At 37.0% G+C, this 16,734-nt stretch carries 16 protein-coding genes, 1 other RNA gene and 1 pseudogene; 17 read left to right on the top strand and 1 reads right to left on the bottom strand.

Annotation, left to right across the window (positions count from 1 at the left end; translation table 11 throughout):
* Positions 1-21: 21 nt before the first annotated feature.
* The 16 genes and pseudogenes from ssrS (at position 22) to AB9L17_RS17360 (ending at position 14,552) form a co-directional block, all read left to right on the top strand.
* A non-coding RNA gene (gene ssrS, locus AB9L17_RS17435) (6S RNA) lies at positions 22-221 on the top strand.
* Between the two features lie 283 nt (positions 222-504).
* On the top strand, positions 505-1,662 hold the full coding sequence (gene nagA, locus AB9L17_RS17430) for an N-acetylglucosamine-6-phosphate deacetylase (RefSeq protein ID WP_223553571.1): 1,158 nt from the start codon (positions 505-507) through the stop codon (positions 1,660-1,662).
* Between the two features lie 31 nt (positions 1,663-1,693).
* Positions 1,694-2,416, top strand: coding sequence for a GntR family transcriptional regulator (locus AB9L17_RS17425; protein WP_068984069.1), 723 nt, complete (start codon positions 1,694-1,696; stop codon positions 2,414-2,416).
* A 4-nt stretch (positions 2,417-2,420) separates the two neighbouring features.
* A complete protein-coding gene (locus AB9L17_RS17420; protein ID WP_068984070.1) occupies positions 2,421-3,140 on the top strand; it encodes a sugar isomerase domain-containing protein in 720 nt (239 codons plus the stop codon).
* A gap of 17 nt (positions 3,141-3,157) precedes the next feature.
* Positions 3,158-3,427 carry an HPr family phosphocarrier protein gene (locus AB9L17_RS17415; RefSeq protein WP_068983727.1) on the top strand — a complete coding sequence of 90 codons (270 nt, stop codon included), beginning with the start codon at positions 3,158-3,160 and terminating at the stop codon, positions 3,425-3,427.
* On the top strand, positions 3,421-5,133 hold the full coding sequence (gene ptsP / locus AB9L17_RS17410; RefSeq protein ID WP_068983726.1) for a phosphoenolpyruvate--protein phosphotransferase: 1,713 nt from the start codon (positions 3,421-3,423) through the stop codon (positions 5,131-5,133). Before AB9L17_RS17415 ends, ptsP begins: the two co-directional genes overlap by 7 nt.
* A gap of 42 nt (positions 5,134-5,175) precedes the next feature.
* The gene (locus AB9L17_RS17405; protein WP_223553573.1) at positions 5,176-6,351 is read left to right on the top strand and encodes a GNAT family N-acetyltransferase; all 1,176 of its coding nucleotides are present in this window, start codon (positions 5,176-5,178) and stop codon (positions 6,349-6,351) included.
* A gap of 279 nt (positions 6,352-6,630) precedes the next feature.
* Entirely contained in the window at positions 6,631-6,942 is a 312-nt protein-coding gene (locus tag AB9L17_RS17400) for a PTS sugar transporter subunit IIB (RefSeq protein WP_068983724.1), read from the top strand.
* Between the two features lie 11 nt (positions 6,943-6,953).
* Positions 6,954-7,275 (top strand): annotated as a pseudogene (locus AB9L17_RS17395) (PTS lactose/cellobiose transporter subunit IIA).
* A gap of 45 nt (positions 7,276-7,320) precedes the next feature.
* Positions 7,321-8,649: a PTS sugar transporter subunit IIC gene (locus AB9L17_RS17390; RefSeq protein WP_223553575.1), complete on the top strand. Its 1,329-nt coding sequence runs from the start codon at positions 7,321-7,323 to the stop codon at positions 8,647-8,649.
* A gap of 26 nt (positions 8,650-8,675) precedes the next feature.
* Positions 8,676-9,758, top strand: coding sequence for a DUF871 domain-containing protein (locus AB9L17_RS17385; protein ID WP_223553577.1), 1,083 nt, complete (start codon positions 8,676-8,678; stop codon positions 9,756-9,758).
* A 215-nt stretch (positions 9,759-9,973) separates the two neighbouring features.
* Complete coding sequence (locus AB9L17_RS17380) at positions 9,974-10,969, top strand: N-acetylglucosamine kinase (protein WP_223553579.1); 996 nt, start codon at positions 9,974-9,976, stop codon at positions 10,967-10,969.
* 365 nt (positions 10,970-11,334) lie between these two features.
* Positions 11,335-12,096, top strand: a complete 762-nt coding sequence (locus AB9L17_RS17375; protein ID WP_068983718.1) for a tRNA threonylcarbamoyladenosine dehydratase — start codon at positions 11,335-11,337, stop codon at positions 12,094-12,096.
* Between the two features lie 305 nt (positions 12,097-12,401).
* The gene (locus AB9L17_RS17370; RefSeq protein WP_068983717.1) at positions 12,402-12,788 is read left to right on the top strand and encodes a hypothetical protein; all 387 of its coding nucleotides are present in this window, start codon (positions 12,402-12,404) and stop codon (positions 12,786-12,788) included.
* A gap of 171 nt (positions 12,789-12,959) precedes the next feature.
* A complete protein-coding gene (locus tag AB9L17_RS17365; protein ID WP_223553580.1) occupies positions 12,960-13,520 on the top strand; it encodes a hypothetical protein in 561 nt (186 codons plus the stop codon).
* Between the two features lie 312 nt (positions 13,521-13,832).
* Complete coding sequence (locus tag AB9L17_RS17360) at positions 13,833-14,552, top strand: hypothetical protein (RefSeq protein WP_223553582.1); 720 nt, start codon at positions 13,833-13,835, stop codon at positions 14,550-14,552.
* A 268-nt stretch (positions 14,553-14,820) separates the two neighbouring features.
* On the opposite strand, the gene AB9L17_RS17355 is transcribed toward AB9L17_RS17360, so the two are convergent.
* The gene (locus AB9L17_RS17355; RefSeq protein ID WP_223553583.1) at positions 14,821-16,110 is read right to left on the bottom strand and encodes a replication-associated recombination protein A; all 1,290 of its coding nucleotides are present in this window, start codon (positions 16,108-16,110) and stop codon (positions 14,821-14,823) included.
* A 194-nt stretch (positions 16,111-16,304) separates the two neighbouring features.
* Between AB9L17_RS17355 and cymR the strand changes: the two genes are divergently transcribed.
* On the top strand, positions 16,305-16,724 hold the full coding sequence (cymR, locus tag AB9L17_RS17350; RefSeq protein ID WP_053484768.1) for a cysteine metabolism transcriptional regulator CymR: 420 nt from the start codon (positions 16,305-16,307) through the stop codon (positions 16,722-16,724).
* Positions 16,725-16,734: the final 10 nt, after the last annotated feature.

Here is a 16,734-nt window from a genome sequence, read left to right as displayed (position 1 = left end):
CGTGTTATTATAACATTAATACGAATCCTGAAGTGTTCGTTTAACTGCTAGCTCTACTTAACAGTTTTGACCGAACACTATAGAATCGGGAGCCTTCATTTTGTAGTCGCAAACAAGCCCCATGCGGAGCGGGACGTTTAAAACTGCAAAGCAGGCACCCCCCTGCAAATTGCGGGTTCAAAACGAATGTTTCTTGGCATTACGGCACATTCGGGATTCGTCCATACATAAAGATTAAAAGGAGCGTTTAACCGCTCCTTTTTCGCGTTTGATTTTAAAGACATTAGCTAGGGAAAAGCGATGGATAGAAGAGCTGAAACGATGGTTAGGACAATCAAAGTGACGGTAGAATGTCATAGTGTTGAAGAAAGATTTTGAAAATATAAAAAAATGCTTTTTATTTTTCGAAAAGCATCATATAATTGGTATAGACAACTATACCTAATTGATTGGTAACTTGTTAACTTATGCAAAGCTCCTCAAAAATGAATAGGGGGTGATATTTTGAAGAATACGCTTTTAATTTCCAATGTTATGATCGTCAATCATGATAAAACGCCGTCTAAGGGTGACTTATTCATTGAAAATGGTAGGATTATGAAAATAGGTTATGATTTATCTGATATGGCTGAGCATTATATAGATGGCAAAGATAAAAATTGGTTACTGCTACCTGGTTATATTGATATGCACATTCATGGCTCTGCTGGTCATGATACGATGGATGCTACGCAATTAGCTTTACATCAAATGGCACGCTCTTTAGTACAAGAAGGCGTTACAGGCTTCCTCGCTACTACCATGACGCAATCTATAGAAGCAATTGAAAGCGCTCTAACTAATGTTGCACAATTTGAAAATAGTGATGATGAGGCAAGCTTATTAGGTATACATGTAGAGGGGCCATATCTATCGAAAAAACGGGCAGGTGCTCAGCCAATAGAATACATTATTTTACCGTCTATTAAGCAATTTGTATCCTGGCAGAAAATAAGTAAGCATCGCATTAAACAAGTAACAATTGCACCAGAGGTTGAGGGAGGCTTTACGTTTATTGAAGCATTAAAGGATTTAAATGTTATTGCTTCTATTGGCCATTCTGACGCAACAATTGAGGAGGTAGATAGCTCAGTAGCATTGGGAGTAAGGCAGGCTACCCATTTATATAACCAAATGAGCCCTTTCCATCATCGCAATCCGGGTGTCGTCGGTGCAGTGTTTTTAGAGGATAAGGTGAAGGTTGAAATTATCGCAGATTTCGTGCATAACCATCCTCAAGCCGTCAATCTTGCGTATCGAATTAAAGGTGCAAAGGGCATTATTTTAATTACCGATGCGATGCGGGCAAAAGGATTACAATATGGTGATTATGATTTAGGTGGTCAAATCGTTCATGTTTCTAAGGATGGAGCTTATTTATCTAATGGAGCTTTAGCTGGTAGTGTGTTAACGATGGAACAGGCAGTAAAAAATATAAAGGCAATCACCAATTGCTCATTGCAGGAAATTGTCGCAATGTCCTCTACGAATGCTGCTGAGCAATTACAGCTTACAACTAAAGGTCGTATTGCAAAAGGCTACGATGCAGATTTTGTGATACTTGATGAAAATTTGAATGTACAAAAAACGATTTGTCGGGGTAAAGTTGTATATGAGAAATGAAAGTAAAGAGGCGATAAGGATGGTGCAAGACTTGTTAGATAAAAATTCTCATATACCAATCTATATACAAATAGAAGAGATCATTAAACATCGTATTTTTTTAGAAGAATACAAAGTTGGTGAAAATATACCTTCTGAGCGAGAGCTTTCTATACAGTTTGATGTTAGTAGAATGACTGTTCGTCAATCGATCACAAATTTAGTCAATAGCGGATTACTATATCGTGAAAAAGGGCGAGGCACATATGTAGCTAATCCAAAATTAGAGCAACCACTAAAAGGATTAACAAGTTTCACAGAGGATATGCGAGCTAGAGGGATGGAACCGAGCAGTAAAGTTCTGCGCTTTGAGAAAATCGTACCACCTGTCGATGTTGCAGGAGATTTAATGTTAGAGCCGGGCGAAGAGGTATTTTTTGTTGTACGAATTCGTAATGCAGATGCCAAACCAATGGCAATTGAAAGAACATATATTCCAGTAAAAATATATCCTGAATTAGATGAAAAGAAGATAATCGGATCATTATATGCTTTAATCGAAGCAAAATCCCATCAAAAAATTGGAAATGCTATTCAGCAAATGGAGGCAGCAATTGTTTCAAAAGAAGATAGTAAATTTTTGCAAATTAATCATGCTGCACCAGTGTTAATTATTAAACGTACTAGTTACTTATCAGATGGAGTCCCATTTGAGCTTGTACGAAGTACTTATCGAGCTGATCGATACAAATTCATTAGTGAAATTAAAAGGTGATCTTATGGATGCTTATTTTATAGAAATTCAAAAGCTAATGCAGGTCGTGAAGGAGCAAGAATATGCTCAAATAAAAGGAGCTGCTCAAGTAATTGTACAACGGCTTCAACGAGGAGGGATTGTCCAATTATTTGGTTGTGGTCATTCCCAACTTTTAGCACAGGATGCATTTTATCGTGCTGGAGGGCTTGTACCTGTACGTCCTATAATTATTGAACCTTTGACATTACATGCAGGAGCAATGACATCGTCTAAAAACGAGAAGGACCCGACGATAATTGAACAGTATAAAGATCAATTTGATTTTCGTGAAAATGATGTATGCATTGTTATTTCAACATCTGGTAGGAATCAAGCCCCTATAGATGTAGCATTTTTAGCGAAAGAATCAAGGGTATTTGTAATGTCTTTACAATCTCTTGCTTATTGTGAACAGCCGACACGCCATCGAAGTGGACAGCGCTTAGAGAATATAGTGGATTTAGTTATTAATACCCATATACCAGTAGGGGATGGTTTGCTATATCACAATAAAATACAGTATGCACCTGCCTCTACAGTTATAGGTTCAATTATTTTAAATGCATTATTCAGTGAAATCATTAAGATCATGGCAATATCTGTTGAAGCATTACCTGTTTTTAAAAGTAATAACGTTGACTCAGATTTATCTCATAATGAGGCTATGATTGCCTATTATCAACATCGTATTAACTTTAAATGACAAGCGGAGGGATAGCGATGAAGAAAATGTTTAAAATAACAACGCCAGAAGGACTACATGCTCGACCAATAGCGTTACTTGTAACTGCTGTAACACCATTTGAGTGTGCCGTTCAGTTAACCTATAAAGAGAAATCGGTCAATTTAAAATCAATAATGGGGGTTATGGCACAAGGAGTTGCACCAGGAAGTATTGTAGAAATTTCAGCAGAGGGACCTGATGCTGAGAAGCTTTTCCAAACAGTAACAGAAGTAATTGTTTCTAAAGGGATTGGTGAAGAATGCTAGAAATACAAGGAATTGCAGTGTCTCAGGGCATTGCCTTTGCAAATGCGTATTGTTTAAAGGAAACTGATCTATCTTATGAAGAAACACAGGTTGCTGATGTAGATGCTGAGCTAGAAAGATTCAATGTAGCAGTTATGAAAACGAAAGCAGAACTTCAAGAAATCTATGAAATAGCTCAGGAGAAATTTGGTGCAGAAAAGGCGGATATATTTGCGGCACACCTATTAGTACTAGAAGATCCTGAAATGCTAGTAGCTATTGAAGCTAAAATTCGAACTGGGGTGAATGCAGAATTTGCATTAGATGAAGTATCAAATATGTTCATAGCTATGTTTGAGGGGCTAGACAATGTCTATATGCAGGAGCGAGTTGCCGATATTCGAGATGTGTCTAAACGAGTATTAGCCAATTTATTGGGGGTTGAAATGGTGGATATGAATCGTGTAGCCTCTGATGTTATTATCGTCGCTAAAGATTTATCGCCGTCCATGACTGCAATGCTAGATACAAAATATGTAAAGGGGTTTATAACGGATATTGGTGGCAAAACATCCCATTCTGCTATTCTCGCACGAACATTAGAGATTCCAGCAGTAGTAGGGACGAAAAATGCCACGCAAGATATCCAACACGGAGCACCAATTATTATAGATGGAACAAATGGCAAGATTATTGTCAACGCTACATCTGAAGTATCTAGATTTTATTTGCAACAACAACGTTTACACATTGAAGAGCACGAAGAACTTTTCCGATATCGTACTTTGCCAAGTTTGAGTGCGGATGGATTTTCTGTAGAAATAGCTGGAAATATAGGAAAGCCTGAAGATGTGGGAAATGTTATAAATGCTGGTGGTGATGGTATTGGCCTTTTTCGTACGGAATTTATATATATGGAACGTCAGGAGCTACCTACAGAGGAGGAGCAGTTTCAAGCATATAAAAGTGTACTTGAGAAAATGCAGGGCAAGCCAACGATTGTGCGAACATTAGATATTGGTGGTGATAAGCATCTTCCGTATATGAAGCTTGCTGCTGAAATGAACCCTTTTCTTGGCTATCGAGCGATTCGAATCAGTATAACACAACAAGAAATGTTTCGTGTACAGCTTCGCGCATTGCTAAGAGCAAGCGCTTACGGCAATTTAAAAATTATGTTTCCGATGATTGCTACATTGGATGAATTTAAAATGGCGAAGGCAATTTTATTGGAGGAAAAGCAAAATTTAGAAATCGGTGGTTGTCCTGTATCTGAAACGATAGAAGTAGGGATGATGATTGAAATTCCGTCGGCCGCTATCATTGCAGATTTATTTGCAAAGGAAGTAGATTTTTTCTCAATTGGTACAAATGATTTAATCCAATACACGTTGGCGGCAGATCGCATGAACGAAAATGTTTCTTATTTATATCAACCATACCATCCTGCTGTCTTAAGACTTATAAAAAATGTCATTGATGCGGCACATCATCAAGGAAAATGGGTAGGTATGTGTGGTGAAATGGCAGCAGATGAAATAGCATTACCGATTTTACTTGGATTTGGATTAAATGAATTTTCCATGAGTGCTTCTTCGATTTTAAAAGCTCGTGCACACATCGCTAAGCTTTCGAAACAGCAGTTAATGACGCATAATGAACGCATTTTATTGCTATCCACATCTGCTGAGGTTGAGGAGTATGTCAAAAAGAATCTATTAAGCTAATCTTAAATTTTAGAATATTCAGTGCAAAGAGGGTGATCTGTAATGGAAATAAAGATAGTTCCACCGAAAGATTATCTACAGGTACATCAATTAAGAGATTATTGTTTTCCTAATAAGTATACGGGTGCACGGCGCGATGATTTTCATTATTGGGTTGAGCATAGTACGACATTTGGTGCTTACGATGAACATAAAGTAGTCGGTCAGCTATTAATATTGCCACTTAATATGACAATCCATGGTGAAAAATATGATATGGGTGGAATTGGCTTTGTTGCAACTTATCCTGAGTATCGGCAGCAGGGTATTATCAAGAGGCTTATGATAGAGGCACTTAAGAAAATGCGAGAAAATGGGCAAAGCGTTTCTGTGTTAGCACCATTTTCTGTATCCTTTTATCGTTACTTTGGCTGGGAATTGTTCTTTGAGAAGCTACATTACACCATTCCGCAAACGATGTTTCCTTCTTTCGGAAAGCGATTGGATATAGTAAAACGAATGAGCTTTGAATGGCCAGATTCTATTCTTTTTCAGGTGATTAAGGATTTTCATAATGCGCAAGCGCTCATTAATAATGGTAGTATGCTACGAGATGATGCTTGGTGGAAAAGAATCGAGAGAAAGGCGCCTGAAAGTCATTTTGCAGCATATTTTAAGTCTGATAAAATTGCAGGCTATATTCGTTATAGTATTCAGGATGGAACGTTTGAGATTCATGATTTTATAGCGCAGGATTTACAAGCAGAACAAGCGATTTGGCGTTTTATAACGTCACATGCGGCGAGTGTAAGTAGCATTAAAGGAGTTACTTCGAACGACCATCAATTTGGCTTCTATTTTAAAGAACCGCAGTTTACAAAGAAGGTCGTTCAGGATGTGATGATAAGAGTAGTAGATGCTTTACGGTTTATGCAACATTATCTTTGGGGAGATATTCAAGAGCCATTGTATATTCGAATTGAAGATGCGCTTTGTAGTTGGAATGATCACGTATATCAAATAAATAAAAGTGGAGATGTCTCGATAATGGAGACAAATTTTATCCCGGAGATGCATTTGTTAGTATTACCGATTAATCTTTTTTCAGCGATGATGGTTGGCTACCTTTCTGTGAAGGATGCAGTCTTGTATGCAAATATAGAACTGGCTGAAGAGGTTATTAATCGTTGGCAATTGGCATTACCTTCGAATAAGCCAACCTTCTATGAATATTTTTAGGCTTGTAAACAATTGTATGTCGATAGGTAGGTTTAGCAACTAAAATTTTTTTGAATTTTTTTCTGGACTATACCAGTTGGGTGAATCCTTTCAATAGTCTGTGGTAAAGATATAGCCCAATTTTGAAAACCTTTTCTGAAGAGGGAAATGGTGTGAAATATGTATTGTGGTATATACCAATAGGTGCTATTCTCAAAATAAGAAAGCGGTTTCAAAGTTAGGGGAATTACAAAATTAAAGTTTACTTGTAAGACGAAATTAATCATGAGGGGTGTTTTGATGAAAAATATTATGCTTGTGTGTGTAGCTGGAATGAGTACTAGTTTATTAGTGTCTAAAATGCAAAAAGTGGCACAGGAACAAAACATTGAGGCAGATATTTATGCGATTGCTGAAAGTGAGGTTGACAAAGTATTAACTACTAAAATGGCAGATGTGCTGCTATTGGGTCCTCAAGTCCGTTATTTAAAGGGGACATTTGAAACAAAATACAAGGAAATGAATTTCCGAATTGATGTTATTAATATGGCGGATTACGGCATGATGAATGGCGAAAATGTCTTAAAGCAGGCACTAAAGTTGATTGATTAAGGGGGAAGGAAATGGAGGAAACAGTTTTAATGGAATCCATTATGGGATTGATTGTGCATAGTGGTAATACGAAAAGTGAGTGTATGGAGGCTATCCAGCTAGCAAAAAAGGGGGCAGATTCAGCAGGCAAAGGAAAAAATACAATTAGCCAATGATGCATTGATTAAAGCACATCATTCTCAGACGGCTTTACTGTCACAAGAGGCAAGGGGAGAAAAAGTAGAAGTGTCGATGCTGTTAATTCACGCGCAGGATCATTTAATGAATGCCATTACCTTTCGCGATTTGGCAACGGAAATGATTGAATTGTATGAGCGAATCAATGGGGAGTAGCATCAAGCTTTGATGTCACATTAAAAAATAAAGGGAGTGTGTGAAATGTTCCGTTTTTTAGAAGAAAAATTTGTACCGGTTGCTGCTAGAGTAGGGAATCAGCGTCATTTAGTTGCCATTCGAGATGGTTTTATTACGATCATGCCATTAACAATTGTTGGATCTCTTGCGGTTCTTGTAAATAATTTACCTATCAAATTTTATCAAAATGCACTCGATGCCATCTGGAAACATGAAACTTGGACACAGTGGGGCGGGAATATTTGGAACTCGACATTCGGAATCCTCTCGCTGTTATTAGCTTTTTCCATTGCTTACAATCTTGCAAAAAGCTATGACAAGGATGGACTTTCAGCCGGTGTAATCAGCCTTTCGAGTTATTTGACGTTTGGTACTTTTGGAGAAGGTGGATTAACAGGATTAACAACAGGTACAGGTGGTATATTTATAGCCATTATTATTGCTTTGCTCTCAACTGAATTATTTTGTAAATTGACTGGCAACCCTAAGCTGCTAATTAAAATGCCGAATGGAGTACCACCGGCTGTTTCAAAATCTTTCGCCGCATTATTACCTGCTATTATTACAATTGGTTTATTTGCTCTAATTCGTACAATTATTTCGGCAGGTTTTGATATTCCTGACATTGTCGGTTCATTCTACTCAGCCATCCAAGAGCCGTTTATGGGCTTAACAAATTCATGGATTGCGGCTTTACTTTTAGCATTCATTCCTACGTTTTTATGGACATTAGGTGTTCATGGTGCCAACATTATTGAACCATTTATGCAAACGATAAATTTACCAGCTATAGAAGCGAATGTAAAAGCGATTTCATCTGGTGAAATAGCGCCATACATCGTAAATAAACCATTCTTTGATGCTTTTATTAATATGGGTGGTTCCGGTACGACAATAGCACTTATTATTGCCATTTTCATTTTCGCTAGAAAGAATAAGCAATATAATACCGTCGGAAAATTGTCGGCTGCACCAGGGCTTTTCAATATTAATGAACCATTACTTTTCGGCCTTCCAATCGTGTTAAATCCAGTGTTATTTGTACCGTTTATTTTGACACCAATGGTTAACGTAACTATTGCTTTCTTTGCAACGAAGTGGGGCTTTGTGCCAGCAGCTACAGTTTCACCGCCATGGACAACGCCACCGATTATTAATGGGTTCTTAGCAACGCAATCTTGGCAAGGCGCTGTACTTAGTATTGTCTTACTAATAGTTGCTGTGTGTATTTATTTACCGTTCGTTTCGATGGCAAATCGTATGGCAAAGCAGAATGAACAGCAAGCTGCTGACTCAGAAACTCACAACGAACAGCACGTAGTACAATCAGAAGGTCAAAAAGTAGAGGTGTAATTGTAAACTAAACGGAGGTCTTTGAATTGAGAAGATTAGGGATTTCACTATATCCTCAGCACAGTACATTAGAAGATATGAAGCGGTACGTTCAGCTCGCTCATGACAATGGTTTTGATCGAATATTTACATGTCTTATGTCGTTAAATAACGATCAGGAAAGACAAAAATTACAGCAAATCAATAAATTTGCGCAGCAGCTTGGCTTTGAAATTTCTGCTGATATTGCACCAGCCGTCTTTGAAGATTTAGGCTTAACCTATAAAGATATTGGTTACTTTAAGGAGCATTATCATTTAGCTGCATTGCGCTTAGACATGGGTTTCACTGGCCAGGAAGAAGCGTTTATGTCTCTCGATGCAAGTAACTTAAAAATAGAATTAAATATTAGTAACGGCACGAAATATGTAGAAACTATATTATCCTATCAACCGAATAAAGATAATATTATTGGCTGTCATAATTTTTATCCGAGACGTTTTACAGGTCTTTCACGTCAACATTTTTTACAAACATCTCAACAATTTAAAGCGAATCATATTCGAACAGCAGCTATGATTTCATCGCAGCATGCTCAGTTTGGACCTTGGGAGGAAACTGAGCATGGCTTGCCAACATTAGAAGAGCATCGTCATCTGCCAATTACTGTGCAAGCAAAGGATTTATGGCACACTGGTTTAATAGATGATTGTATTATTGGCAATATGTATGCTTCTGAGGAAGAAATACGTGCATTAGGCCAATTAAATCGCCATAAGCTAGAGCTGAAAGTTGAACAGTCTGTTGAAACGTCTATTTTAGAAGAAGCGATACTTTTTAAAGAGCCACATTTTAATCGTGGAGATGTTTCGGAGTATGTGATCCGTAGTACTCAATCTCGTGTTAAATATAAAAATGATGACTTCCCTGCACATGATAATCATCCATTAACATTGGGGGATGTGACAATCGATAATAATTTAGATGTACGTTATAAGGGTGAGCTCCAAATTGTTTTAAAGGAAATGCCAAATGCCGGATCAACAAATGTTGTGGCAAGAGTTGTAGAAGAAGAGCAATTTTTATTAGCACATATTCAGCCTTGGGCATCATTTGGCTTTACGAAATGATTACAGAAGAAGGGATTAAGCCATTAGTTGTAAGTGCTTAATCCCTTGTAATCGCTGATCCCTAAGGAGTCGCCCAGCCTCCACTCCAATCAACATATTTGCATAGTAGACGTTTTAACAAAAGTCATCCACAACTTTTGATGATGAACCTTTTTAATCTTGATTTACCAATGTTTTCTGTAGTAACAACTACAAATAAGACAGGGTGAAATGGATTGAAAAGAAAAGAGCAAAGAGATATGTATGTATTAGCGATTGACGGCGGTGGAACGAAAACGTCAGCAGTGATTTGTGATGAACTGGGCAATGTTTATGCTAAAGTAGTAACGACCCGGAGTAACCCAACAGCTATGGGTATTCAATATTTTAAGTCAACGATTCATGATATACTACAAAATTTGCAACAGCAAAATCCGCAAGTATTTGCAACCATAGATAGTTGTTTTGCTGGAATGGCTGGAGTTAAAGAGCTACAAGCAGAAGAAGTTGTAGAATCGATAGTACGTCAATATGTTCCTAATACAGCACATGTGATTGTTGAAAATGATGCTCTAATTGCACTTTATGCAGGCACACTTGGGCAGGCAGGTATTGTGCAAATTGCAGGGACAGGCGCTATTACAATGGGCTACGATCGTGAGCAACATTTTCATAGAGTAGGTGGCTGGGGTTATCTTTTTGATGATGAGGGCAGTGGCTATGATTTAGGTATTCAAGGGCTGAAGGCTATTTTTCAAAGCTATGATGGGCGAGGTGCCCCAACAGCATTGACAGATGTAGTATTACGTTATTTTTCTGTAAAAAATGTACCACAATTAATAGAGTGTATTTATGGAGAAGAGCATCCTCGGACAGTGATTGCACCGTTAAGTAAATATTTATTTGATGTGGCTGAAAAGGGAGATGACGTTGCCATTAGCATTATTGAAGATGCTTGTAAGAAATATTATGTGGCAATTAAAGCGTGTTACTCTTGTATGGCTTGGGAGCAAGGGGATGTACCTGTCGTATTAGTAGGTGGCGTTTTTAATAATGAAGCTTTCATTACACCTAAATTACAGCAACTCGCAAAAGCTGATGAGCAGCCAATGCAATTTATGACACCGGTTTTACAACCAATCGGCGGGGCAGTAATTGCTGCTTTTAAGCAAGTAAATGTACAGCTCAGTTCAGATTTTGTCGAAGCTTTTCAAAAGAATATGAACGGATAGGAAGTAAACGAAAGTAACGAGACTAAAGGCAATTGAAGTAAGTTCAATTGCCTAAAATTTTCTACTACATACTTTGAATAGTGAGGATTCATTGCGCTGATCGACCCAAGTCAAACTTTTACATACGTATAAGTATTTTGATTAGGAATACTTATTTATTTTAGTTATAATTTTTACTTGATGAATATCATGATAAAATGTAATATAGGTTTGATTTTATCTTAGTATATAACTTGGTTTACTAATAAAGTGAAACTTTAATCAGAGGAGAGTCTTCATCCACCGCTGATTATTAGTCTTCACCAATCGGGCTTTTACTGCCCGTTAAAGCGGGATAAAAAATTCAATAGACGGAGAGTGTAAGGATGTTACATCAATTTTCACGTAACGAGCTCGCAATAGGAACAGAGGGACTCGAAAAATTAAAAAATACAACGGTAGCCATTCTCGGTGTAGGCGGTGTAGGTTCATTTGCTGCAGAGGCATGTGCACGAAGTGGTATTGGCCGCATTATTTTGGTTGATAAGGATAATGTAGATATTACCAATGTAAATCGTCAATTAGTTGCCTATCTTTCAACGGTCGGTAAATCAAAGTCAGGTGTCATGAAAGAGCGTATTGCTGATATTAATCCAGAATGTGAAGTTATTGATATGCATATGTTTTATACGGAGGAGACATATGAGGAATTTTTCTCGCAAGGCATAGATTATGTCATTGATGCGAGTGATACAGTGATGTATAAAATTCATCTTATGAAGGAATGTCTAAAGCGTAATATTCCAATCATATCTAGTATGGGTGCAGCAAATAAAATGGATCCTACTCGTTTTAAAATTGCCGATATATCAAAAACACATACAGATCCATTAGCAAAAGTAATTCGTACGAAACTACGTAAAGATGGTATTCATAAAGGCGTAACGGTTGTATTCTCAGATGAGAGCCCCATTGTCGTTCGTCCAGATGTAGTTGAGCATGTTGGGAAACCAGATGCAGCCATCCGCAAAGCGAAAATGCCTCCATCTTCTAACGCTTTTGTTCCTTCAGTGGCAGGCTTAATTGCTGCAAGCTGGGTAGTGAATACAATTTTAAAAGATGTAAAAATTACACGTGTTCAAGGTTAAAGTAACTTTAAAAAATCTGTTATGTCGATAAATATAAAAAGTTAGGCGATAAATTCAATATTTTTATCGATAAACTCAAATAATTTCTTGATAAAATTAAAAAGCGAAAAAATCCTAGAAAATTCGATTGCTGTCGCTTTGCTTTCGCACAAAAAATATCTGTTTATAGAAGTAGCTGTCTCCATTGACTTTGGAGACAGCTACTTTTTCTATGTTACAATAGGAGCGTTGTGAAAAAGGGGTCTACAACTTTTGTGCCCCCTCTAACATTTAATGTAGAACCTATAAAAGGAGACATTTAATTAATGGAGCAAATCTATCAAATGGAATATAGGGGTTTAAACCTATTCGATGAAATTAGCACAGTGGAATTAGCTATTGATGAGGAAGGGCATACAATACACATTTTTGATGTTGGACAGGTTGTGAGCCCTATTTTTAATTTTGATGTTTCTGCTTATGAACTATCAGAGGGTTTTTACAAAATGGCGGATATACTTCGTCATAAACGTATATTGACAAATCAACAGCCAGGTAGTGAACTAACGCTTAGTGATTGGTTAATTTCAAACAACGCTTATTTTTATATACCACAAAAAAGAATAAAAAAATATGCACAAGGAAGTATTGCAGAAATTGTTGATCGAACGAAAGAGCAATCATTATTTGATAATTATGTACAAAGGATATAATTCTATCAAAATTGTTCGCCTTACGTGCTCAAAATGCTATTAATTCACGAAATTGCCTTATTTTGTTCATGTCACCACTTCTTTATTTGGTTTATTGCTATAATTTGAATAATTCCAATAGGTAATAAATCAGTTTGTTTGGAATGTACAGGACTGCTTAGGGGAGTAGGAATGACGTTTAGAAAACAAATGAGAACATCGGAGAGTGGTAAAATGGAAATTCAAGTAATTCGTGATCATTTAGATATTGTGAAGCTTCAAGAGAAAATGAATAATATTGTATTTGACTATTTGGATACATCTAATAATTATCCGAAGGCAATGAGGGAACTAAATCCTTTATATACGCAAGTTACAACATTTTATAAAAATTATGTTGATGAAAGGGCGGGTGAAATACCAAGTGCCAATACATATTGGCATTTGTTTATAGATTGTTGTGCAAAGCTATGCTATTTTTTAGCGGCATCAACTTATTATTCATCCAACGCGCTACAAAAAACACCTGAAAAAGTTGAGCAATTATTAACGATTGCTGCCTTTTCTTTACCTAGTATTGAACAGGAAGAAAATGAACAATTATTATTGGCTATTTTTACACTTTATAGTGAAGTAGTAGAGGATGAAGAGAAAACAACATCACTACGAAATGTAGTACTTGAACAAAAAGGTGCAGTTAAACAATGCTTGCAACAATTTAAACTATTTGTTGATAAAGAAATTACGGTATAATTGATTTTTCAACACTTTTCAGAAAATAGAATAACAATTTAGAATCTGCTTACTTTTTGTGGTTTAACCTCCATTCCTTACAGCGTTCGGGCTTGATGAGAGGATGGTTGGGTTTCCATTTTTAAAGTTTTGCAGATTTTTTTTGTGAATTTCATTGGGGTATTATGGAAATATCGTCAGGGTAGTGTCAAAATTTTATTGTAAGGAAATGAAAAAAGGACTTTTTTCTTAAAAGGTATTTATAGATTTTTGTCGAAATATAGTTAAAAAATTGAAAACTATGAGTAAGGTTTGTAGGAAGGAGGCTGTGCAGTGTTAATAAACGGTAACGATATTGATTTGTCGAACTTAGAAAAACCACTTTTATTAGTAAGTGAAGATGAAGAACTTTTATTTCTTAGGCTTATACAACCAACACTTGAACAGGGGCTTATCCAATGTCCATTAGCTTTCTCGACAAGAAAATCTATCTCGATCGTAAGGGATTTTTGGTTGGCAATGTATAAAGATCAAGAAAAATTATATATCAACAGTGGACATGCGCTCCTATATCCAATTCGTTTAATCATATTCGAGCTCGTGACACAAGTGGAATACTTTAAACGTTTGTCGAAAAAAGCTTTTAAAGATGAATGGTTGTCACTTATTTATGCCGTTGTCCTATTACAATTTGTCTTGCAGTGGATAAAGGAACGATTTAGTGATAACAAGGAAGTTTATGAGGCATTAAAAGTATTATACAGAGCAACAGATGATAATGTAGATGATGATCAAACCTCGCCATCAAGGGAGCGATCGATTGGCCAAGCAATAGCTGTAAAAGCGATTCGTTTTGAAGTACGGGAGAATTCCGAGGAGTTTGCTAGTTTACTCAATCAAACCTATAATTTTGTTAATTATTTATATGACAAAGAAAATGAAACAGATGAGAAAGAAACGACTAAGTTACCATCGATGAGAAATGAGGAAGAGACATTGAACCTCTTTTACAGTAAGCGGTATACAACGAATAAAGCAACCTTTACAGGATGATTGCCTAGCAGTCTATCCTGTTTTTTTATCCCATATTAACAGCCCATAAAAGCCCGATTGGTAAAACTATAATCAATGGTAGATGGAGAAACCCCACTGGTTAAAGTATCACTTTAAGGAGAATTAATTAAACGATGAGATATGCGTTAAACAGTAAGAGATATAGTATTTAATTTAAAATAAGGCGCTTCTTGTTTAAAATTTGAAGTGCCTTATTTTCATGAAAATTAATAGCGGATATTTTCCAGTAATATAATCTTGTAGGATATTATTTTTTATCTTTATGAAAAGATTTTAGCTTTTCGTAGATTCCGGCCATTCGTTTTTCTTCACCTGCAATGACAGGCTTATAAAATTCTGTACCGACAAGCTCATTGGGTAAATATTGCTGATCAACCCAGCCACCAAATGTTCCAATCGGGCTGTTGTGGGGATATTGATAGCCTGTATGACCTAAATCTTTTGCCCCTTCATAATGAGCATCGCGTAAATGATGTGGAATATCGCCTGTTTTTCCATCATGAATGCTGGCAATTGCGGCATCAATAGCTGCTATTGCAGAATTGGATTTAGATGCAAGACACATTTCAATAACAGCACCTGCAAGCGGAATTCGCGCCTCGGGTAACCCTAAACGCTCTGCCGCTTGTACGGCTGCAAGCATATGCGGACCTACATCAGGATTGGCAAGGCCTATATCCTCATAAGCCATAACTAGTAAGCGTCTGCTGACAGCTACTAGATCACCTGTTTCCAATAAATGTGCTAGGTAATACAATGCTGCATTCGTATCACTTCCACGAACAGATTTTTGCAATGCAGACAGTAAATTATAAAAATGAGACCCTTTTTTATCACCGTAAACACCAATTCTACCGATAAGATGCTTAATGATATGATCAGCTGCAATTGTTTGACCGTCAACTTCATCACTTGCATAATAAATCGATTCAAGCAAAGTCAATGCTTTCCGTGCATCTCCATTAGCGGCTCCAGCAATTTGATCAATTTGATCATCTGTTAATACAAAATGATGTTTACCTAGCCCACGTTTTTCATCAGAAAGTGCTTTTCTAATAAGCTCGATTAAATTCTCTTTCGTTAAACGTTTTAGTTGATATATTTCTCCGCAACGCGAGCGGATAGCGGGATTTACATCATGGTACGGATTTTCTGTTGTTGCCCCAATTAATACGATTGAGCCATTTTCAACATGTGGCAACAAAGTATCCTGCTGTAATTTATTAAAACGATGAATTTCATCCAAAAAAAGTAGGACTTTCCCTGAGATTCGTGCTTCCTGAACAATATCCTCAACGTCCTTTTTACCAGCGCGAGTAGCATTAAGTGCGAAAAAGGGGAGCTTCGAGCTTCCTGCTATGGCATTCGCTATTGACGTTTTACCAATACCTGGCTCACCGTATAGTAGCATAGATGGAATATGTTCATTTTGAATCATTTTATAAAGAGCAGTAGTAGGACCGATAAAATCTTGGTGTCCAACAACTTCATCAAGGGTTAAAGGGCGCATGCGATAAGCGAGTGGTTCATTTTGCATGAATAATTCCCCCTTTCAACAGTTTTCAATGATTTTTTGCGCTAAAATGAAGCGATAATAGTATTTTGCCTAACTATACCAAGGCGCAATTAATAGTATATCATAACCTCCTAAGAGTATTTCCGAGTTCTTCAAGAGGAGATTATGATATACTGTTTGTAGTATTTTTGACTAGACTATTTGAGGGTGATAAAATGAAAATTTCTACAAAGGGCCGCTATGGGCTAACGATTATGATTGAACTAGCAAAGCATTATGGAGAAGGACCTATTCCATTACGCAAAATTGCTGCTGAAAAGGAGCTTTCTGAAGCATACTTAGAGCAATTAGTATCACCATTACGTAATTCAGGCTTAGTGAAGAGTGTACGCGGTGCATATGGTGGATATATGCTAGCGAATCCACCAAGTGAAATTTCAGCGGCTAATGTTATTAGTGTGTTAGAGGGTCCAATTCAACCAGTAGAAGGAATTGAAAATGAAGAAGCACCTCAGCGAGAGTTGTGGCTCCGCATTCGTGATGCTGTGAAAAATGTATTGGATACAACGACAATTGAGGATCTAGCACAATATACTGAGGAAAATGTAGCAGAAGGCTATATGTTCTACATTTAAAATGTTTAGG

Origin of the sequence: Lysinibacillus sp. RS11, from assembly GCF_042019215.1 — a bacterium.
In the GTDB taxonomy this organism is placed as follows: Bacteria; Bacillota; Bacilli; order Bacillales_A; family Planococcaceae; genus Lysinibacillus; species Lysinibacillus xylanilyticus_A.
Note: the sequence above shows the minus strand (reverse complement) of the source record. Positions and strands in the feature narration are given on the sequence as shown.